Source organism: Pseudomonas sp. JBR1, from assembly GCF_028198185.1.
GTDB lineage: Bacteria > Pseudomonadota > Gammaproteobacteria > Pseudomonadales > Pseudomonadaceae > Chryseomonas > Chryseomonas oryzihabitans_E.
In genome coordinates, this window is sequence record NZ_CP116340.1 from 2,987,910 (window position 1) to 3,008,043 (window position 20,134).

Annotated in this window: 19 protein-coding genes; 13 read left to right on the top strand and 6 right to left on the bottom strand. The window is 66.8% G+C overall.

Features of this window, described 5'->3' with window-relative positions; all coding sequences use genetic code 11:
• The first annotated feature begins 11 nt into the window (after nt 1-11).
• Together PJ259_RS13790 and PJ259_RS13795 are read left to right on the top strand one after the other, a co-directional pair.
• Nucleotides 12-1,550, top strand: a complete 1,539-nt coding sequence (locus tag PJ259_RS13790; RefSeq protein ID WP_271653229.1) for a C13 family peptidase — start codon at nt 12-14, stop codon at nt 1,548-1,550.
• An 88-nt stretch (nt 1,551-1,638) separates the two neighbouring features.
• Nucleotides 1,639-2,280, top strand: a complete 642-nt coding sequence (locus PJ259_RS13795; RefSeq protein ID WP_059316416.1) for an oxidoreductase — start codon at nt 1,639-1,641, stop codon at nt 2,278-2,280.
• A gap of 221 nt (nt 2,281-2,501) precedes the next feature.
• Here PJ259_RS13795 and PJ259_RS13800 read toward each other — a convergent pair whose 3' ends face one another.
• Complete coding sequence (locus PJ259_RS13800; RefSeq protein WP_059316417.1) at nt 2,502-3,437, bottom strand: LysR substrate-binding domain-containing protein; 936 nt, start codon at nt 3,435-3,437, stop codon at nt 2,502-2,504.
• A gap of 126 nt (nt 3,438-3,563) precedes the next feature.
• Between PJ259_RS13800 and PJ259_RS13805 the strand changes: the two genes are divergently transcribed.
• Together PJ259_RS13805 and PJ259_RS13810 are read left to right on the top strand one after the other, a co-directional pair.
• The gene (locus PJ259_RS13805; RefSeq protein WP_271653230.1) at nt 3,564-4,940 is read left to right on the top strand and encodes an L-serine ammonia-lyase; all 1,377 of its coding nucleotides are present in this window, start codon (nt 3,564-3,566) and stop codon (nt 4,938-4,940) included.
• Between the two features lie 63 nt (nt 4,941-5,003).
• Complete coding sequence (locus PJ259_RS13810) at nt 5,004-5,480, top strand: YbaK/EbsC family protein (RefSeq protein ID WP_271653231.1); 477 nt, start codon at nt 5,004-5,006, stop codon at nt 5,478-5,480.
• Here the strand turns inward: PJ259_RS13810 and PJ259_RS13815 are convergent.
• Nucleotides 5,468-5,596 (bottom strand): hypothetical protein, encoded by a 129-nt coding sequence (locus PJ259_RS13815; RefSeq protein ID WP_257721101.1) that lies wholly within the window; start codon nt 5,594-5,596, stop codon nt 5,468-5,470. The two genes, PJ259_RS13810 and PJ259_RS13815, sit on opposite strands and share 13 nt — an antisense overlap.
• A gap of 145 nt (nt 5,597-5,741) precedes the next feature.
• On the opposite strand from PJ259_RS13815, the gene PJ259_RS13820 reads away from it, so the two are divergent.
• A complete protein-coding gene (locus tag PJ259_RS13820) occupies nt 5,742-7,145 on the top strand; it encodes an aminotransferase-like domain-containing protein (RefSeq protein WP_271653232.1) in 1,404 nt (467 codons plus the stop codon).
• Here the strand turns inward: PJ259_RS13820 and PJ259_RS13825 are convergent.
• Genes PJ259_RS13825 through mpl form a run of 3 tightly spaced genes read right to left on the bottom strand, consistent with a single transcriptional unit; the run spans nt 7,142 to nt 9,421 of the window.
• Complete coding sequence (locus tag PJ259_RS13825; protein ID WP_271653233.1) at nt 7,142-7,441, bottom strand: YceK/YidQ family lipoprotein; 300 nt, start codon at nt 7,439-7,441, stop codon at nt 7,142-7,144. The two genes, PJ259_RS13820 and PJ259_RS13825, sit on opposite strands and share 4 nt — an antisense overlap.
• Nucleotides 7,434-8,066 carry a flavin prenyltransferase UbiX gene (gene ubiX / locus PJ259_RS13830; RefSeq protein ID WP_007161189.1) on the bottom strand — a complete coding sequence of 211 codons (633 nt, stop codon included), beginning with the start codon at nt 8,064-8,066 and terminating at the stop codon, nt 7,434-7,436. Before ubiX ends, PJ259_RS13825 begins: the two co-directional genes overlap by 8 nt.
• The gene (gene mpl, locus PJ259_RS13835; protein ID WP_271653234.1) at nt 8,066-9,421 is read right to left on the bottom strand and encodes a UDP-N-acetylmuramate:L-alanyl-gamma-D-glutamyl-meso-diaminopimelate ligase; all 1,356 of its coding nucleotides are present in this window, start codon (nt 9,419-9,421) and stop codon (nt 8,066-8,068) included. Before mpl ends, ubiX begins: the two co-directional genes overlap by 1 nt.
• 210 nt (nt 9,422-9,631) lie before the next feature.
• On the opposite strand from mpl, the gene PJ259_RS13840 reads away from it, so the two are divergent.
• Nucleotides 9,632-10,006 carry a COG4315 family predicted lipoprotein gene (locus PJ259_RS13840; RefSeq protein ID WP_271653235.1) on the top strand — a complete coding sequence of 125 codons (375 nt, stop codon included), beginning with the start codon at nt 9,632-9,634 and terminating at the stop codon, nt 10,004-10,006.
• A gap of 129 nt (nt 10,007-10,135) precedes the next feature.
• Complete coding sequence (locus PJ259_RS13845) at nt 10,136-11,299, top strand: C4-dicarboxylate ABC transporter (protein WP_271653236.1); 1,164 nt, start codon at nt 10,136-10,138, stop codon at nt 11,297-11,299.
• On the opposite strand, the gene PJ259_RS13850 is transcribed toward PJ259_RS13845, so the two are convergent.
• Nucleotides 11,296-13,188, bottom strand: coding sequence for a sigma-54-dependent Fis family transcriptional regulator (locus tag PJ259_RS13850; protein ID WP_271653237.1), 1,893 nt, complete (start codon nt 13,186-13,188; stop codon nt 11,296-11,298). The two genes, PJ259_RS13845 and PJ259_RS13850, sit on opposite strands and share 4 nt — an antisense overlap.
• 247 nt (nt 13,189-13,435) lie before the next feature.
• Here PJ259_RS13850 and exaC point away from each other — a divergent pair, with 247 nt between their 5' ends.
• The 6 genes from exaC (at nt 13,436) to PJ259_RS13880 (ending at nt 19,916) form a co-directional block, all read left to right on the top strand.
• Nucleotides 13,436-14,956 (top strand): acetaldehyde dehydrogenase ExaC, encoded by a 1,521-nt coding sequence (exaC, locus tag PJ259_RS13855; RefSeq protein WP_184289988.1) that lies wholly within the window; start codon nt 13,436-13,438, stop codon nt 14,954-14,956.
• Nucleotides 14,957-15,141: 185 nt separating this feature from the next.
• Nucleotides 15,142-16,173, top strand: a complete 1,032-nt coding sequence (gene adhP / locus PJ259_RS13860) for an alcohol dehydrogenase AdhP (protein ID WP_271653238.1) — start codon at nt 15,142-15,144, stop codon at nt 16,171-16,173.
• A gap of 175 nt (nt 16,174-16,348) precedes the next feature.
• Nucleotides 16,349-16,996, top strand: a complete 648-nt coding sequence (locus tag PJ259_RS13865) for a DedA family protein (protein ID WP_271653239.1) — start codon at nt 16,349-16,351, stop codon at nt 16,994-16,996.
• 4 nt (nt 16,997-17,000) lie between these two features.
• Complete coding sequence (locus PJ259_RS13870) at nt 17,001-17,837, top strand: zinc-dependent peptidase (RefSeq protein WP_271653240.1); 837 nt, start codon at nt 17,001-17,003, stop codon at nt 17,835-17,837.
• A 51-nt stretch (nt 17,838-17,888) separates the two neighbouring features.
• On the top strand, nt 17,889-18,416 hold the full coding sequence (ppa, locus tag PJ259_RS13875; protein WP_007161198.1) for an inorganic diphosphatase: 528 nt from the start codon (nt 17,889-17,891) through the stop codon (nt 18,414-18,416).
• 438 nt (nt 18,417-18,854) lie between these two features.
• Nucleotides 18,855-19,916, top strand: coding sequence for a DUF748 domain-containing protein (locus PJ259_RS13880; protein WP_271653241.1), 1,062 nt, complete (start codon nt 18,855-18,857; stop codon nt 19,914-19,916).
• The last annotated feature ends 218 nt before the right edge of the window (nt 19,917-20,134 follow it).

Here is a 20,134-nt window from a genome sequence, read left to right on the forward strand (position 1 = left end):
CGACCCCACCTATGAGCACCCTCCTGAACCGTCTCGCCCTCGCCGCGCTGCTGCTGGCGACCTGCGTCGCCCAGGCGGCGCCCAACGCGAGCAGCGTGAGGTTGCCCGATGGCGGGGTCTATACCGGCGAGATCGTCAGCGGTCTGCTCAACGGTAGCGGTCGCATCGAGTGGCCCAATGGCAACTGGCTCAAGGGGCGCTTCAAGGATGGCCTGGCCGAAGGCCCGGGCGAGCAGCAGTTCGCCGACGGTACCTACTACCAGGGCACCTTTCGCCGCGGCCTCTACCACGGCCAGGGCAATCTGATTAGCAGCAGCGGCTGGGAATACCACGGCAGCTTCGTCAATGGCCGCATGCAGGGTCAGGGCTCCAAGCTGGACAGCGACGGGACCCAGACCATCGGCACCTTCAACGATGGCCACCTCAATGGGGTTGGCCAGTGGCAGGAGCCAGGCGGCGATCGCTATGACGGCGAATTCGTCGACGACCAGTTCGAGGGTGCCGGCGTCTATCGCAGCGCCGGGGGCGACCTCTGGCGCGGTCGCTTCAGCGCGGGTGAGCTGACCGGCAACGGCGAATTCGTCGGCAGCGATGGCAGCCAGTACCGCGGCGCCTTCCGCAACTGGAAATTCGACGGTCAGGGCGTGCTCACCAACAGCGACGCCAGTGTCTACCGCGGCAACTTCGCCGATGGCGTCTATGCCGGCATGGGCGTGCTGACCCGGGCCGACGGCCAGCTCGAACGGGGTCTCTGGGAAGGCGGCAAGCGCATCCGCGACGACCAGGGGCAATACATCGCCGATCCCCTGGAGCGCGGCCTGCTCGACCAGGGCAAGGTGCTCGACCAGGAGCTGCAGCAGATCCCGGCCTCCACTCCCGCTACCGAGCTCTATGGCCTGGTCCTGGCTGGCGACGGCGGTCAGGGCGTGTTCCAGCGTGAAGCCAACTACGTGGCCAACTTCCTCACCACCACCTGGGGCGCCCGCGATGTCGTCCACCTGATCAACGCCAAGGACATCCGCAGCGACCATCCGCTGGCCACCCGCGAGAACCTCTACCAGAGCCTGCAGGCCCTGGCCCAGCGCACCGGTCCCGAAGACCTGATCCTCATCTACCTGACCAGCCATGGCTCGGCCGACCATCAACTGGTGCTCGACCAGCCGGGCCTGGACCTCTCCAGCCTGCCGGCGGCGGAACTGGGCCGGCTGCTCGCGCCCCTGCGCGGGCGCGACAAGTTGGTCATCGTCTCCAGCTGCTACAGCGGCGGCTTCATCCCACAGTTGCAGGACGACCATACCCTGGTGATGACCGCCTCCAAGGCTGATCGCACCTCCTTCGGCTGCACCGACGAAGCCGATTTTACCTATTTCGGTCGCGCGCTGTTCGCCGAGGCCTTCCAGCACACCGACGATCCCGAGCAGGCTTTCCAGCGCGCCCGCGACACCGTGGCCGTGCGCGAGAAGACCGAAGGCTTCGACCCATCCGAACCCCAGCTCTGGGCACCACCCGCCGTGCTGCAGAAGTGGCGCGCCTGGCGCGCGAGTCGCTGAGTGCCACCTTTGCCTGGGACGTTGACGAACAACCGGAACGCCTGAGGTCCAACCTGACATCAGCGGTCGCCGCTACAAGGAGAGCCCCGTGTACCTGACGCCTCAGCATGCCCTCATCGCCGGCGCCACTGGCCTGACCGGCGAACACCTGCTCGACCGCCTCCTCAATGAGCCGACGGTACCGCGGGTGCTGGCACCCACTCGTCGTCCTCTGGCAGAACACGTTCGGCTGGACAACCCGGTGGGCGACCTCAACAGCCTGCTGCCGACGCTGGAAGGCCCGCTGGACGTGGCCTTCTGCTGCCTGGGCACCACCATGAAGCAGGCCGGTTCCGAAGCGGCCTTTCGCGCCGTGGATTACGGCCTGCCCCTGGCGGTCGGTCAGCGCGCCCTGGAACTGGGCGCGCGGCACTACATCGTGGTCAGCGCCATCGGCGCCGATTCGCAGTCCTCGATCTTCTACAACAAGGTCAAGGGCGAACTGGAAGAGGCCCTGCGCGCCCAGGGCTGGACGCAGCTGACCCTGGCGCGGCCGTCGCTGCTGATCGGCCAGCGCCCGGAAGAGCGTTTGGGCGAACGTCTGGCCGCACCGCTCTCACAATGGCTGCCCGGCAAATGGCACGGCATCGAAGCCGCTGTCCTGGCCCGCGCCCTGTGGCGCCTGGCCCTGGAAGAAAGCCAGGGCGTGCGGGTGGTGGAGTCAGACGAGTTGCGCAAGTTGGGGCGTTGAGGCTTGGCCGCTATCGACCGTAGGTTGGGCTGAGAAGGCTCCATCGTCGAAGCCCAACATGCCGGTGCCGAGGCAAACACTGTTGGGCTTCGCTGCGCTCAACCCAACCTACGGTAGCCTGTAGGAGCGGCCCATGGCCGCGATTCCTCTCTCATTCAGGCTTATGTTGTTAGCCCTCGCTACCAGGCCTGGGTGCATCCGATCGCGGTCGTGGACCGCTCCTACGCCGGCTGCGCCAGCGCCATCTGATCCACCTCCTGCACCAGCCAGTCGTGCAGGGCGCGCAGGCGGGGATCGGCCAGGGCACCCTGGGCGTAGAGCAGCATGTATCTCTTGTGGGCCGGCACCGAACGGCCGAAGGGCGGTACCACCAGCACGCCACGGGCCAGTTCGTCGGTGATCAGGGCGCGCCGGGCGATGGCCACGCCCATGCCGGCGATGGCCGCCTCGATGGTCAGGTGGTTGCGGTTGAAGGTATGGCCCCGCCGCACATCCAGCGCCGGCGCGCCGATGCTGGCGAGATAGAACTCCCACTCGGCGTATTCGTAGCTGCCGCGCCAGGCGGTGATGTCGTGCAGCAGCGGATAGAACTCCAGGTCCTCCGGTCGCTCCAGCGGTGGCCGTCCCGCCAGCAGACTGGGGGCGCATACCGGGAAGATCTCTTCATCCATCAGCGGCGTCGAGGCCAGTCCCGGGTAGCTGCCGTCGTTGAGATCGATGGCGAGGTCGAATTCACCCTCGCGTAGCGACCAGCTGCTGTCCTCGGCCACCAGCCGCAGTTGCAGATCGGGAAAGCGTGCCTGCAACCGCGGCAGCCGTGGGGTCAGCCACTTGCCCAGGAACGAGGGGATCGACCTGAGCCGCACCACGCCGCCGAATTGGCCGGCATTGAGCCGCCGCAGTTCGGCGTCGATCAGCCCATAGGCCTGGTTGAGGGTGGTCGCCAGACGCTGGCCCTCGGCGGTCAGCTCCAGTCCACGCGCGACGCGATGGAACAGCTTGAAGCCCAGGCGCTCCTCCAGCTGGCGCATCTGCTGGCTGATGGCGCCAGGCGTCACATGCAGCTCTTCGGCACAGCGCGTGAAGGACAGATGGCGCGCGGCGCAGACGAACACCTGCAACCAGGCCTGGGTTTGAGCATTGAGGATCCGGCTCATCGATGAGTTCCGCTAAAGGATCGCTTAGAAGCTTTCGTTTGTGCGAGTTGAAGGCTTATCACCACTATGAGCCATCCGCCGGCACCTTGTCTGGCAACTATTCAAGCTCAATCAGGGATTACCGACATGGCCATCAGCGTCTTCGACCTGTTCAAAATCGGCGTGGGTCCGTCCAGCTCCCATACCGTGGGACCGATGCGCGCGGGCGCCCTCTTCGCCCAGCGCCTGGTCGACGAAGGTCTGCTGGAGCAGGTCAAGCGGGTCGAGGTGCGCCTCTATGGTTCGCTGTCGGCCACCGGGATTGGTCATGGCACCGACCGGGCGACCCTGATCGGCCTGATGGGCGAATGGCCGGATCGCGTCGATCCCGCTGCCGTCGAACCGCGCATCGAGGTCCTGCGCAACGAGCGCACCCTGTTGCTGGCCGGCCGCCAGGCGGTCCATTTCAACTGGCAGGAAGACATGCTGCTGCTGGAGGAAAGCCTGCCCTACCACCCCAATGCCATGACCCTGACCGCCTTTGGCACCACCGGTGAAGTGGCTGAAACGACCTACTACTCCATCGGTGGCGGCTTCGTGGTGGACGCCGCCCAGGCCGCCAGCGGCGTGCTGGACAGCGATACCACCGAGCTGCCCTACGAATTCTCCAGCGGCGCCGAGCTGCTACACCTCTGTCGCAGCCACGGCCTGGGCGTGGCCGAGCTGATGCTGGCCAACGAGAAGAGCTGGCGCTCCGAGGAAGAGATCCGCAGCGGCCTGCTGCGCATCTGGGGCGTGATGCGCGAATGCGTCCAGAACGGTCTCGCCAACGAAGGCATCCTGCCCGGCGGCCTCAAGGTGCGCCGACGCGCTGCCCGCCTGCACCAGAGCTTGCAAGCCATCGGCAAGCCCAACGTCATCGGCTCGACCCTCTCCGCCATGGAGTGGGTCAACCTCTTCGCCCTGGCGGTGAACGAGGAAAACGCCGCCGGCGGCCGCATGGTCACTGCGCCCACCAACGGCGCGGCCGGGATCATCCCGGCGGTGCTGATGTACTACATGAAATTCAATCCCGATGCCTGTGACGACGATGTGGTGCGCTTCATGCTCGCCGCCGCCGCGGTCGGCATCCTGTGCAAGAAGAACGCCTCCATCTCCGGTGCCGAGGTGGGTTGCCAGGGCGAGGTCGGCTCGGCCTGCGCCATGGCTGCCGCCGGTCTGGCCGAGGTGCTGGGCGCCAGCCCCGCACAGCTGGAAAACGCCGCCGAGATCGGTCTGGAGCACAACCTCGGGCTGACCTGCGACCCGGTCGGTGGCCTGGTACAGGTGCCCTGCATCGAGCGCAACGCCATCGCCGCGGTCAAGGCGATCAACGCCGCCCAGATGGCGCTGCGCGGCGACGGCGAGCACTTCATCTCCCTCGACCAGGTGATCCGCACCATGAAGGAAACCGGCGCGGACATGCACGACAAGTACAAGGAAACCTCTCGCGGCGGTCTGGCCGTGACCTTCGTAGAGTGCTGAGTCGGCCTTGACGCGGGTGGCGCGGATTGCCGAGAGTCGGGTTTTCCCCTCACAGGAAGATCCATGAGCCTCGACTCCGTCCGCCAGCACCTCGCCCGCATCGCGCCCGACCTCGAGATCCTCGAGGCCACGACCAGTACCGCGACCGTTACCCTGGCGGCGGCCGCCCATGGCGTGGAGCCCGGGCGCATCGCCAAGACCCTGGGCTTGAAGGTAGGGGATCAGCAGCTGCTGCTGGTCGCGCGCGGTGATGCGCGGCTGGACAACCGCAAGCTCAAGGCCGCCTTCGGCGGCAAGGCCAAGCTGCTCGATGCCGCCACCGTGGAAGGCCTTACCGGGCATCCGGTGGGAGGCGTCTGCCCGTTCGGACTGGCCACGCCGCTGCCGGTCTACTGCGACGAATCGCTCAAGGCTTTCGACGAGGTGCTACCCGCCGCGGGCGCCATCCACAGCGCCGTGCGCCTCACGCCCGAGCGGCTGGCCGCCCTCAGCGAGGCGCGCTGGGTGGATGTCTGCGAGGTGGGCGATCAGCGCAGCTGATCGTTCTTTTCCACGTCGCGGCGGTCCTTGTTCAGGACCACGCAGGCGTAGTAGCCGCCGCCGAGCAGGATGAGTGCGAGCAGGCTGAAGAGAATCATGAAAACACCATCGTCCATGGCTGCCTCCGGGAGATGCCAGAAAGGGATGGATAAAGCTTAGGCCTCCGGACGCCAGCGTTACAGCAGCAGGTAGACACATGAAAAACCGGATCAGATGGGCCCGTGCTCGCTATAGTGACGGTCTCCCCTGCCCTGGCCCTGCATGAAGCGCTACGAAAGATTCGCCAACCAGCTCGCCACCCTGATGACCACCGGCGTCCTCGCTCCCGGCGATCGCCTGCCCTCGGTGCGCAGTGCCAGCCAGACGCACGGCATCAGCCCCTCCACGGTATTCCAGGCCTATTACCTGCTGGAAAGCCGTGGCTTGATCGAGGCGCGGGAGAGATCCGGCTACTTCGTCCGCGAACCCGCCCGGTCACGCGACTCGGCGCCGCTGCTCGCCCCGCTGGAAGGCACCGAGGTAGCGGTGAGCGACCTGGTGTATTCGGTGCTGCAGTCCCTGCAGGATCCGGGCATCGTGCCCTTCGGCTCGGCCTTTCCCAGCCCCGATCTCTTTCCCCTGGCGCGCCTGGCCCGCAGCATGGCCCACGGCCTGCGCGACCTGCCCGCCCATGACCTCACCGCCTACGTGACCCCCGGTCATCCCGAGCTGCGTCGCCAGATCGCCCGGCGCTATGGCCTGGCCGGCATGCCCGAGGTCGGCGAAGAGCTGGTGATCACCCACGGCGCCCTGGAGGCGCTCAACCTGGGCCTGCAGAGCCTGACCCGCCCCGGCGATCTGGTCGCGGTGGAAAGCCCGGCCTTCTACGCCAGCCTGCAGGTGCTGGAACGACTGCAACTCAAGGCGGTGGAAATCCCGGTCGACCCCGAGCACGGCCTCAATCTCGACGCCCTGGAAGAGGCCCTGGCCCGCCTGCCGATCAAGGCCTGCTGGTTCATGAGCGGCCTGCAGAACCCCACCGGGGTCAGCCTCGACGACCAGGCCCAGCAGCGCCTCTATGGCCTGCTGCGACGCCACCAGGTGCCGTTGCTGGAAGACGACGTCTATGCCGAACTCTACAGCGGCAGCGAACCGCACCGCCCGGTCAAGCGCTTCGACACCGATGGCCTGGTACTGCACTGCGGCTCCTTTTCCAAGTGCCTGGCCCCCGGCTATCGCATCGGCTGGATCGCGGCCGGACGCCAGGCGGGAGCGGTCGCGCGACTGCGACTGATGACCACCATCACCCCCTCGATGCCGGCCCAGGCCGCCTTGGCGGACTATCTGCAGCACGGTGGCTACGATCGTCATCTGCGCCGGCTACGACTGAGTCTCGACCGGCAGCGCCAGGCCATGCTGGCCGCGGCGCGCCGCTACTTTCCGGCCGACACCCACGTCAGCCGCCCCCAGGGCGGTTACTTCCTCTGGCTCGAATTACCCTCCCGGGTGGACAGCCTGGCGCTGTATCGCCAGGCGCTGGCCGAGGGCATCAGCCTGGCGCCAGGGCCGATCTTTTCCGCGCAGCAGGGCTTTCGAAACTGCATCAGACTCAACTGCGGTCATCCCTGGGACGCGCGCAGCGAGGCGGCCATGGCCAAGCTCGGGGAGTTGCTGCAAGCCTGCTAGAGCCCGCCCCGCACGCTGCCCCGCCCGCCAATGGCTGCCGGCAGCGACAGCGGCAGCAACAGGGTATCGAGCAGGGCACTGCCGGGCAGGTCCAGTACTGGCCAGGCCGGGGCCTCGGCGCCGAAGCGATCCAAGGCGCAGCAGCCGCCCTGCAGGGCATAGAGATCCAGCCGGGTGCCGGCATAGACCACCGGCGCACCGGGCTTGGCGGCGTCCAGGGTGCGCGCCGTGGCGCAGCCGCCGAGGATCAGGACGGCCGTCAGCAGCAGGCCGAGGCGCGAGACGACACTAGTCATCGTTACCGGACAGGTGATGCTCGCCCCAGCGCGGCAGCATGTCCTGGGGGATGCCCAGGGTGTTGAGGATGCGTGCCACCACGAAGTCCACCAGGTCATCGAGGGTCTGCGGCTGGTGATAGAAGCCTGGCGAGGCCGGCAGGATGGTCACGCCCAGGTTGGACAGCTTGAGCATGTTTTCCAGGTGGATGCTGGAGAACGGCGACTCGCGCGGCACCAGAATCAGTTGCCGGCGCTCCTTGAGGGCGACGTCGGCGGCGCGTTCGATGAGATTGTTACTGGCGCCGGTGGCAATGGCCGACAGGGTACCGGTGGAACAGGGACACACCACCATGGCCGCCGGGGCGCTGGAGCCGGACGCCGGCGGCGCCATCCAGTCGCTCTGGCCGAACACCCGTACCTGGCCGGGGGCCGCGCCGGTGTATTCGGTGAGAAAGGCCTGCATGGCCTGGGGCTTGGGCGGCAGCACCACGTCGGTCTCGGTGGCCATCACCAGCTGCGCGGCCTTGGAGATGAGGAAGTGCACTTCGCGCTCCTCCTGCACCAGGCAGTCGAGCAGACGCAGGCCATACTGAGAGCCGGACGCGCCGGTCAGCGCCAGGGTGATACGTTCCGGACCGGCCATCATGCCTGCTCCAGGGCCGCGGCCAGCTTGCCGTGCAGGCCGCCGAAACCTCCGTTGCTCATGATCACCACATGGGTGGGTCCGTCCAGCTCGGCCTGGACCCGGGCGATGATGGCCTCCAGGGAATCGCAGACCACCGCAGGCACCTGACAGGCGGCGGCGGTTCCGGCCAGGTCCCAACCTAGATTCGGCGGGGCGTACCAGACCACGCTGTCGGCACCGGTGACACTGTCTGGCAGACCGTCGCGGTGGGCGCCCAGCTTCATGGAATTGGAGCGCGGCTCGATGACGGCGATGATGCGCTCGCTGCCGACCCGGGCGCGCAGCCCCTGCAGGGTGGCGGCGATGGCGGTGGGATGGTGGGCGAAGTCGTCGTAGACGGTCACATCGCGCACCTCGGCGACCTTCTCCATACGCCGCTTCACACTGCGGAATTCGCTCAGGGCGGCGACGCCCATACCCGGCACCACCCCGACATGACGAGCCGCCGCCAGGGTGGCCAGGGCATTGGCCACGTTGTGCTGGCCGGTCAGCTCCCAGTTCACGGTGCCCTGAACCTCGCCATCGAAGAGCACCTCGAAGCGCGAACCGTCCTCGGCCAGCAGGCGGGCCTGCCATTGACCGTCGGCGCCGGTGGTCTGCACCGGGGTCCAGCAGCCCATCTGCAGCACCCGCACCAGCGCCGTCTCGGCGGTGGGATGGATGATCAGGCCGCTGCTGGGAATGGTCCGCACCAGGTGGTGGAACTGCCGCTCGATGGCTGCCAGATCCGGGAAGATATCCGCGTGATCGTATTCCAGGTTATTGAGGATGGTGGTCCGCGGCCGGTAGTGGACGAACTTGGATCTCTTGTCGAAGAAGGCGCTGTCGTATTCGTCGGCTTCCACCACGAAGAAGGGCGTACCGCCCAGGCGCGCCGAGATGCCGAAGTTCTGCGGCACCCCGCCGATGAGAAAGCCCGGGCTCATGCCGGCGTGCTCCAACACCCAGGCCAGCATGCTGGTGGTGGTGGTCTTGCCGTGGGTCCCGGCGACCGCCAGCACCCAGCGGCCCTGCAGCACATGCTCGGCCAGCCACTGAGGACCGGAGACATAGGGCAGCCCCTTGTCCAGCACGAACTCCACCGCCGGATTGCCGCGCGACAGGGCGTTGCCGATCACCACCAGGTCCGGCGCCGGATCGAGTTGCGCCGGATCGTAGCCCTGGGTCAGCTCGATGCCCTGGGCCTCCAGCTGGGTGCTCATGGGCGGATAGACGTTGGCGTCGGAGCCGGTCACGCGATGGCCGGCTTCCTTGGCCAGCACCGCGAGCGACCCCATGAAGGTGCCGCAGATACCGAGGATGTGGATGTGCATGACAGGCGGGCTCCGCTGCAAATTGAACGGCGGCAAGGTTAGCACGGGGGGCCGCGCCGCCGGAGCGATGGCCGTCTCGGATGGCGGAGCGCTGCGCTCGCCCCATCCACCGGGATTTCGACTAGAGTGCGAAGGGCATCCCTGGCTATGCGGATGCCTGTGCACGTCCGTAGGTACGCTCGCCTTAATGACAATGACAAGAGGTCGACCATGCTGAAACGCCTGCTGATTACCGTTGCAACCCTCTCTTTCGCCGGACTCGCCCTCGCCGCGGCGCCGACCAAGATCGCCGACACCGCCCTGGGCAAGGTGCTCGTCGACAGCCAGGGCATGACGCTATACACCTTCGCCAAGGACAGCGCGGGCAAGTCCGCCTGTAACGGCCCCTGCGCCCAGAACTGGCCACCGCTGAAAGCCGAGGCCGGGGCCAAGGCCGCCGATGGCTACAGCCTGGTGACCCGTGACGACGGCAGCCAGCAATGGGCCTACCAGGGTAAGCCGCTGTATACCTGGATCAAGGACAGCAAGCCGGGCGATACCACCGGTGATGGCGTGAACCAGGTCTGGCACGTGGCCAAGCCCTGATGCCCAGGCGCTGCCTGGCAAGCAAGGGCAGCGCCTTATCTAACCAGTGGTTTAATATTTCATAATCATTCATTTTTAATGATAAGCGAGCAGGCTTAGCCTGAAGGCCATCCCTTCCGGAGCCCTGCCATGCCGCTTTTCACCGTCGTCCCCGAGCAGGTACTCAGACCCTTCAGCCAGCTCGACCGCCCACTGGAGGTCATCCGCCAGTTCACGCCCAACTGGTTCGCCGTGACCATGGGCACGGGCATCCTGGCGCTCGCGCTGGCAGCCTTCCCCCTGCCGCTTCCCGGCCTGCATGCCATCGCCGAAGGCCTCTGGCTGCTCGATGTCCTGCTGTTCAGCCTGTTCACCGGGCTCTATGCCGCCCGCTGGCTGCTGTTCTACCAGGAAGCCCGCGAGATCTTCGCCCACGCCACGGTTTCCATGTTCCTGGGCACCATCCCCATGGGCCTGGCCACGCTGATCAACGGCCTATTGCTGTTCGGCCTGCCGCGCTGGGGTGAGGCGGTGCTGCCCTTGGCGCTCGGCCTCTGGTGGCTGGATGCGGCCATGGCGCTGGCCTGCGGAGTGCTGATTCCCTATCTGATGTTTACCCGCCAGGCGCATCGCATCGACCAGATGACCGCCGTCTGGCTGTTGCCGGTGGTGGCAGCGGAGGTGGCGGCGGCCAGTGGTGGCCTGCTGGTGCCGCACCTGGCTGTCAGCGAGCAATTCAGCGTGCTCGTCGCCAGCTATGTGCTCTGGGCCTATTCGGTGCCCGTCGCCCTCAGCCTGCTGGTGATCCTGCTCTTGCGCCTGGCGCTGCACAAGCTGCCGCCGGCCAGCATGGCCGCGTCGAGCTGGCTGGCGCTGGGACCGATCGCCACCGGCGCCCTGGGCCTGCTGGTACTGGGCGCCGATGCACCGACAGTGTTTGCCGCCCATGGCCTGGCCGGAATTGGCGAGATCGCCCAGGGCCTGGGCCTGTTAGGCGCGGTACTGCTCTGGGGACTGGGGCTCTGGTGGCTGGCGCTGGCTGTGCTAGTGACCCAGCGCCATGCCCGTGAGGGCATGCCCTTCAACCTGAGCTGGTGGGGCTTCACCTTTCCCCTGGGTGTCTATGCCCTGACCACCCTGCGCCTGGGGGAAGCCCTGGCGGCGCCCTTCTTCACCGGTCTGGGCGCCGTGCTGGTGGTGCTGCTGGCCCTGCTATGGGCCCTGGTCGCCAGCCGCACCCTGGCAGGCGCCTACCGGGGCAGTCTATTCGTCTCGCCCTGCATCGCCCACCTCTGTGCCAAGGCGGAGCGCTAATCCTGCGGGCGCTGCAAGCCGTGCTGATGCAACCAGCGATAAAGGGTGTTGCGACTCACCCCCAGGCGCTTGGCCGCGCGAGTCATCTGCCAGTGGCAGTCGTCCAGCACCCCACGCAGCTCCTCCCGGGCGCTGTCGACCGGCGCCACGCTGGATGGAACGGAGAGCCGGGCACCACGGCACTCCGCCGGTAGCTCGTCCAGGCCGATATGGCCGTCTTCGCTCAGGGCTACCAGGGTGCGCAACACGGTACGCAACTGGCGGACGTTGCCAGGCCAGGGCTGGGCGAGCAGACAGGCACGCGCCGCCGGATCGAGACGGATCGACTCGCCGCGGGCTTCCTCGGCCAGCAGCAGATCGAGCAGTTCGCCGCGATCACTGCGCTCACGCAGGGCTGGCAGGGTCACCACCAGGCCGCGCAGGCGATAGTAGAGGTCTTCGCGAAAACTGCCGGCGGCCACCAGGGCCTCCAGGTCGCGGTGGCTGGCGCTGACCAGGCGCAGGTCCAGGGCACGCGGAGCACCGCCGCCGAGGGGGACCACCTGGCGCTCTTCCAGCACCCTGAGCAAGCGCGTCTGCAGCGCCAGGGGCATGTCGCCGATCTCGTCGAGAAAGAGGATGCCGCCATCGGCCTGCTGCAGCTTGCCGGCCATGCCTTCCTTGCGCGCCCCGGTGAAGCTGCCGCCGCGATAGCCAAACAGCTCGCTTTCGATCAGCGTCTCCGGGATGGCCGCGCAATTGAGCGCGACGAAGGCCTGACCGGCGCGACTGCTGGCGCGATGCAGGGCGCTGGCGAAGGCTTCCTTGCCGGTGCCCGTCTCGCCATGCAGCAGCACCGGCACGTCGCGCTCCAGGACCTTGAGCGCCCGGGTGAAATCCCGCGCCAAGGCCGGATCGGCCAGGCAGATACCGCTGGGCAGGGGCGCCTTGGGCACCGCTACCGGGGTGACCGGGCGCACCTGAGGGCCGCGCACCAGGCCGTGGAAGCCCTGCCCCTGGCGTCCGCGCAACGCCCAGCAGGCGCTGGGTTGCGGGCGGGCGCGCTCCAACAGGTCGTCCAGCCGTAGCTCGAACAGGGCCTCCATCCGCTGCCCCAACACCGCACTACGCGCCAGGCCGAGCAGCATCAGCGCGGTTTCGTTGGCGGCCCGGACGCGACCTTCGTCGTCGAAGGCCAGCAGCCCTTCGCTGAGCAGGCCGACATAGGCCGCCTGGGCATGGAACCGCAGCAGGTAACCAGCGGCGTAACGGTCGAGGAAATAGCAGCTCTCGATCAGCTTGGCCGAAAGATTGACCAGCGCCATGGTGTGGAACTGGCCCTGGCGCGAGGACTCCTGACGGGCCGTGGAGACATCCAGCACTGCCAGCAGCTCGCCCGCCGGATCGAAGACCGGGCTGGCCGAGCAGGTCAGCTGGGTATGGCGGCTGCGAAAGTGTTCGTCGCGATGGATAGTCAGCGCCTGGCGCTCCACCACGCAGGTGCCGATGCCGTTGGTGCCTTCGCAGGCCTCGCTCCAGTCGGCGCCCAGCCACAGTCCGGCCTGCTGGAAGGTCTCGCGCTCGGCCTCGGCGGTCACGCAATCGAGGATCAGCCCGCGGGCATCGGTGAGCAGCACGGCATGGCCGGCGCCGCCCAGCTGCTGGTGCAGGGAATTCATCTGGCCGCGGGCGATCTGCAAGACCCGCTGCTGGCGCTGGCGGTGCTCGTCGAAGCGGGCGCGCTCCAGCACCCAGGGCGCTACGCGCGCGGCCGGGTCGAGCTGGTGTTCGTCGAGACAGCGCCGCCAGGAGCGGGCGATGGCCGGATCGCTGGCCGGGCCGTCAGGGACAGCGCCGCGGGCGAGTTCGAGCACCTGGCTGGCATGACGATCGGACGGGGTGGCGGCCATTGTCGTTGTCCTCCGCGGGGGCGTCTGCGCGGCCTCCAGCATAGGCCAAATCGATCGGACTGCGCACTCTGTCACCCCCAGGTGACAGGCTGTCACGCCAAGGGGTGACACCTCTGTCACAGTGACAGGTGACGGCACTCCCTGGAAAAGCCCGCAACGTCGCATCCATGCGGGTTCGCCCGACTTGGCCCGCGCCTTGCTCAGGATCGGAGCGCCGCTTCATACAAGAACAAACAGGAGACCCACCATGCGCTACGCAGCTCCCGGCACCCAAGACGCCCTGCTGACCCTGCAGGCCCGCTACGGCAACTACATCGGCGGCGAATTCGTCGCCCCGGTGAAAGGCCAGTACTTCACCAACACCTCTCCGGTGAACGGCTCGGTGATCGGTGAATTTCCCCGCTCCGACGCCGCCGACATCGAACGCGCCCTGGACGCCGCCCACGCCGCCGCCGATGCCTGGGGCCGCACCTCGGTGCAGGACCGCTCGCTGATCCTGCTCAAGATCGCCGACCGCATCGAACAGAATCTGGAAAAACTGGCCGTCGCCGAGACCTGGGACAACGGCAAGGCGGTGCGCGAGACGCTCAACGCCGACGTGCCCCTGGCCGCCGATCACTTCCGCTACTTCGCCGGCTGCATCCGCGCCCAGGAAGGCAGCGCCGCCGAGATCAACGACAACACCGCCAGCTATCACTTCCACGAGCCACTGGGCGTGGTCGGCCAGATCATCCCCTGGAACTTCCCGCTGCTGATGGCCGCCTGGAAGCTGGCCCCGGCGCTGGCCGCCGGCAACTGCGTGGTGCTCAAGCCCGCCGAGCAGACGCCGCTGTCCATCACCCTGTTCGCCGAGATCGTCGGCGACCTCCTGCCGCCCGGCGTGCTCAACGTGGTGCAGGGCTATGGCAAGGAGGCCGGCGAGGCGCTGGCCACCAGCACCCGTATCGCCAAGATCGCCTTTACCGGCTCCACCCCGGTGGGTTCGCACATCCTCTCCTGCGCGGCCAAGAACATCATTCCCAGCACCGTGGAGCTGGGCGGCAAGTCGCCCAACATCTACTTCGAAGACATCATGCAGGCCGAGCCGAGCTTCATCGAGAAGGCCGCGGAAGGTCTGGTGCTGGGCTTCTTCAACCAGGGCGAGGTCTGCACCTGCCCGTCCCGCGCCCTGGTGCAGGAATCCATCTACGCCCCCTTCATGGAAGCGGTGATGAAGAAGATCGCCCAGATCAAGCGCGGCGATCCGCTGGACACCGAGACCATGGTCGGTGCCCAGGCTTCCCAGCAGCAGTTCGAGAAGATCGTCTCCTACCTGGAGATCGCCCGCGAGGAAGGCGCCGAGTTCCTCACCGGTGGCAACGTCGAGAAACTGCAGGGCGACCTGGCCAGCGGCTATTACATCCAGCCGACCCTGCTCAAGGGCCACAACAAGATGCGCGTCTTCCAGGAGGAGATCTTCGGCCCGGTGATCGGGGTGACCACCTTCAAGGACGAAGCCGAGGCCCTGGCCATCGCCAACGACACCGAGTTCGGACTCGGCGCCGGCGTCTGGACCCGCGACATCAATCGCGCCTACCGCATGGGTCGCGGCATCAAGGCCGGTCGCGTCTGGACCAACTGCTACCACCTCTACCCCGCCCACGCTGCCTTCGGCGGCTACAAGAAATCCGGCGTCGGTCGTGAAACCCACAAGATGATGCTCGACCACTACCAGCAGACCAAGAACCTGCTGGTCAGCTACGACATCAATCCGCTGGGCTTCTTCTAAAGCGACGCCTGGATCGCGCGCCTCAGCAGGAAGTCGAGGCGCGCCTCCCACCTGACCTGGATCAACACCCGCTCCCCGTGGGTGGCCGACGCTAGAGGCAACGGCCGCCCGCGGTGGACAGGTGCGTCCCGGCGCAGGCCCCGTCTGGCTTCATCCACGCATCATGCATCCATGAGGGACTCGTCATGCCTAAAACAATGAAAGCCGCTGTCGTCACCGCCTTTGGCAAACCCCTGGAATTCCGCGAAGTCGAGGTGCCTACCCCAGGCGCCGGCCAGGTACTGGTCAAGATCGCCGCCAGTGGCGTCTGCCACACCGATCTGCATGCCGCCCAGGGCGACTGGCCGGTCAAGCCCAATCCGCCCTTCATCCCCGGTCACGAAGGCGTCGGCCATGTGGTGGCGGTGGGCGCCGGGGTCACCCACGTCAAGGAAGGCGACCGGGTCGGGGTGCCCTGGCTGTATTCCACCTGTGGCCATTGCGAGCACTGCCTGGGCGGCTGGGAGACCCTCTGTGAATCCCAGCAGAACACCGGCTACTCGGTGAACGGCGGCTTCGCCGAATACACCCTGGCCGATGCCGGCTACGTCGGCCGCCTGCCGGACAACGTCGGCTTCGTCGAGATCGCGCCCATCCTCTGCGCCGGCGTCACCGTCTACAAGGGCCTGAAGATGACCGACACCAAGCCGGGCAACTGGGTGGTGATCTCCGGTATCGGCGGCCTGGGCCACATGGCGGTGCAGTACGCCCGGGCCATGGGCCTGAACGTGGCGGCGGTGGATGTGGACGACAAGAAGCTCGACCTCGCCCGCCGACTGGGCGCCGAGGTCACGGTCAATGCCCGCGAGCAGGACCCGGCGGCCTACCTGAAGAAGGAGATCGGCGGTGCCCACGGCGCCCTGGTCACGGCGGTCTCGCCCAAGGCCTTCGAGCAGGCCATCGGCATGACCCGTCGCGGTGGCACCATCGCCCTCAACGGCCTGCCGCCGGGTGACTTCCCGCTGTCGATCTTCGACATGGTGCTCAACGGCACCACGGTGCGCGGTTCCATCGTCGGCACCCGCCTGGACCTGCAGGAGGCCCTGGACTTCGCCGGCGAAGGCAAGGTCAAGGCCACGGTGAGCGCCGAGCCGCTGGAGAACATCAACGACATCTTCGCGCGCATGCACGGCGGCGGTATCGAGGGTCGGGTGGTGATCGACATGGCGCTGGGCTGAGAACCAGCGCGCCACTCCCGCGTCGGTCCCGGCGCGGGAGTGAACCTTTCGCCTACCCTGACCTCTGAGCGGCTGGCGTTTTTTCCCGGCGCCGATCTCGACCAGGCCACAAACGCTGGCCCCGGCTGCCCTTATAATCGCCGCCGGACCCTCGCACCTACGGTAGGCACGCCCCATGGAATTCAACCCGATCGACCTGATCCTGCACCTCGACGTCTATCTCAGCGGGTTGGTGGCCCAGTACGGCACCTGGATCTACGTCATCCTCTTCGCCGTGATCTTCTGCGAGACGGGCCTGGTGGTCATGCCCTTCCTGCCCGGCGACTCCCTGCTGTTCATCGCCGGTGCCATTTCCGCCCTGGGCGACATGGATCCCTATCTGCTGGCCGGCCTGCTGATGTTCGCCGCAGTGGCGGGCGACAGCACCAACTACCTGATCGGCCGCTTCGCCGGCGACAAGCTGTTCAGCAACCCCGACTCCAAGGTATTCCGCCGCGACTACCTGCTGCGCACCCAGGCCTTCTACGAGCACCACGGTGGCAAGACCATCACCCTGGCGCGCTTCCTGCCCATCATCCGTACCTTCGCCCCCTTCGTCGCCGGCGTCGGGCGCATGCACTACCCCTACTTCCTCGCCTACAGCGTGCTCGGTTCGCTGTTGTGGGTCGGCGGCCTGGTGAGCCTGGGCTACTTCTTCGGCAACGTGCCCTTCATCAAGCAGAACCTCACCGTCATGGTCCTGGCCATCATCGGCATCTCCCTGCTGCCGATGATCCTCGGCCTGATCAAGAGTCGTCGCGCCGCGGTCCAGAGCGGGGCCTGAGTCCTTGGGCTTCTGGCGCGCCTGGCGCGAGCGGCGCCTGCTGGAGCGGGTCGCCATCGCCGATGACCTCTGGGCGCGCCTGCGCCAGCGCCTGCCGATCCTCGATGGCCTGAGCGAGGAGGAAGACACCTGGCTGCGCGAGCACTGCGTGCTGTTCCTCGCCGAGAAGCGCCTCACCCTGCTCGAAGGCCTGGCACTGGACGACGGCGACCGGCTGCTGCTGGCCGCCCAGGCGCTCTTGCCGCTGCTGCACCTGCCGGAAGCAGCGCTCTACCCCAATGTCCGCGAGATCGTCGTCTACCCGGACGCCTTCGTCAGCCCGCAGCGCCATCGCGACGAGGGCGGCCTGGAACACGAGTGGGACGAGGAACGCGACGGCGAGGCCTGGGACCGCGGCCAGGTGGTGCTGGCCTGGCCCGGCATCCAGGCCAGTGGCGGCTGGGAGGCCTACAACCTGGTCATCCACGAATTCGCCCACCTCATCGACCTGCTCGCCGGTGGCCTGTGCAATGGCCAGCCGCCGCTGCACGAAGGCATGCCCCAGGCCGCCTGGACCAGCGCCTTGCAGACCGCCTACGACGACTTCAATCGCCAGCTCGATGCCGATCCGGATGCGCAGACCGTCCTCGATCCCTATGCGGCGGAAAGCCCCGAGGAATTCTTCGCCGTCGCCTGCGAGTACTTCTTCAGCGCCCCCGACCTGCTCAGCGAGCACTATCCAGCCGTCTACGCACAGCTGCAGCAACTGTTCCGCCAGGACCCGCGCAGCCGTCTCGCCGCCAGCCTGGCGAGCGTGCAACACCCGACAACCCCGGGGTCCGAGGCTCGAACCCTGATCTGAAAGCGCCTATACTCCCGGCCACTTTTCCCAACCGACCAGAGGGACCCGTTCATGAGCTACAGCAAGATTCCCGCCGGCAAAGACCTGCCGAACGACATCTACGTCGCCATCGAGATTCCGGCCAACCACGCGCCGATCAAGTACGAGATCGACAAGGACAGCGACGCCCTCTTCGTCGACCGCTTCATGGCCACCCCCATGTTCTACCCGGCCAACTACGGCTACATCCCCAACACCCTGGCCGACGATGGCGATCCCCTGGACGTGCTGGTCGTGACCCCCTACCCGGTCGCGCCCGGCGCCGTGATCCGCGCCCGTCCGGTCGGCGTGCTGCACATGACCGACGAAGCCGGTGGTGACGCCAAGCTGATCGCCGTCCCCCACGACAAGCTGAGCGTCCTGTACAAGGACGTGAAGGAATACACCGACCTGCCGGCCCTGCTGCTGGAGCAGATCAAGCACTTCTTCGAGAACTACAAGGATCTGGAGAAGGGCAAGTGGGTCAAGGTCGAAGGCTGGGGCGACGCCGACGCCGCCCGCGCCGAGATCACCAAGGCCGTGGCCGCCTACAAGGGCTGATCCGCGTTCCTTTCGAAAAGCCCGGCTCGCCGGGCTTTTCTGTTTCCGGACGTCACACCAGCCATTCCGGACTTCCTATCCGGTGGCAAAGCGACTACTCTGCACCCCTCGTCGCCATCCGCGACCCTGCGCCGATCCGCCATCTGCCGATCGCCGCTGGAGGCCCCAGGCCTCTTTCTCATCTGCCCGGCAAGGGCAACCCGGGCGGGCCGGGCTCACCAAAAATCAGCTCAACCCGCCCTCGAAAGCCGGCCACAAGCCGGCTTTTTTGCGCCTGTCGTTCAAGCACGGGCTGGGTAGTGCGGTGGGGCGCCGGCCGCCAAGCAGAGCCGCTCGCGACATTCAGGTCTGCCTGAGTCAACGAGCTGACGAAGCAGAAAGAAACTCAGACCCGCTCTGCAGGGTCGACCGGGAACGAGTCCGCCCTGAGCTGCCATCATGTCCCGTCGTCTGCGTTTGCCTCTTTTCATCCTTATCGGCCTGGTCGTCGTGCTGCTGTGCCTGCACCTGGCCGCCCCCCTGGTGATCCGCCACTACCTCAACGAGAAGCTGGCGGACATGGGCGACTATCGTGGCCAGATCGCCGACGTGGACCTGGCCTGGTGGCGCGGCGCCTATCGCATCGAAGGACTGGAGATCGTCAAGGTCAACGGCAAGGTGCCGGTGCCCTTTCTCAAGGCGCCCAGCATCGATATCGCGGTGAGCTGGCGTTCGCTGTGGCAGGACCATGCCATCGTCGGGCGCATCCTCTTCGATCACCCCGAACTCAATTTCGTCGACGGCGGTGCACGCAAGGAGCAGTCGCAGACCGGTGAAGGCACCGACTGGCAGGACCAGGTGGACAAGCTGATCTCCATCACCCTCGACGAGGTACGGGTGGTGAATGGGCGGGTGACCTTCCGCAACTTCAACTCCAAGCCCCAGGTGAACCTGGCGGCCACCGACGTCAACGCCAGCCTCTACAACCTGACCAACGCCGCCGACGCCCAGGGCGAGCGCATCGCCCACTTCGAAGGCAAGGCCGCCATCCTCGGCAGCGCCCCCCTGGAAGCCAGCGCCCGCTTCGATCCCTTCAAGGATTTCACCGACTTCGATTTCCGCCTGAGAGTCACCGACATCGACCTGCCCAAACTCAACGATTTCGCTCGCGCCTATGGCAAGTTCGATTTCCGTGCCGGTAGCGGCGACGTGGTGGTGGAGGCCAAGGCGGTGGACGGCCGGCTCAGTGGCTACGTCAAGCCGCTGATGAAGAACGTCGATATCTTCGACTGGCAGCAGGACGTCGAGAACCGCAACAAGAACGCCCTGGAAAGCGCCTGGGAAGCCGTGGTGGGCACCGCCCAGACCCTGCTCAAGAACCAGCCCCGCGACCAGTTCGCCACCCGGGTGGATCTCTCAGGCAGCGTGAAGAACCAGGACATCAGTCCGCTACAGGCTTTCTTCAACATCCTGCGCAACGCCTTCGTCCAGGCCTTCAGTGCGCGGTATGACGCGGATTGACGCTCTCGTAGGTTGGCGCTAAGCACAGCGAAGCCCAACAGTTTAATTCTGGCGTCTGGTCGCCCTCACCCCAGCCCTCTCCCAGAGGGAGAGGGGGCAGTTGAACTCCGTAGCGTGGAAAACGGCGCAGCCTTTTCCACTGACAGGCTCCAGTGCCCGTTACAGACTATCGCGGCCATGGGCCGCTCCTACAGGCATGGATGAACCCGTAGGAGCGG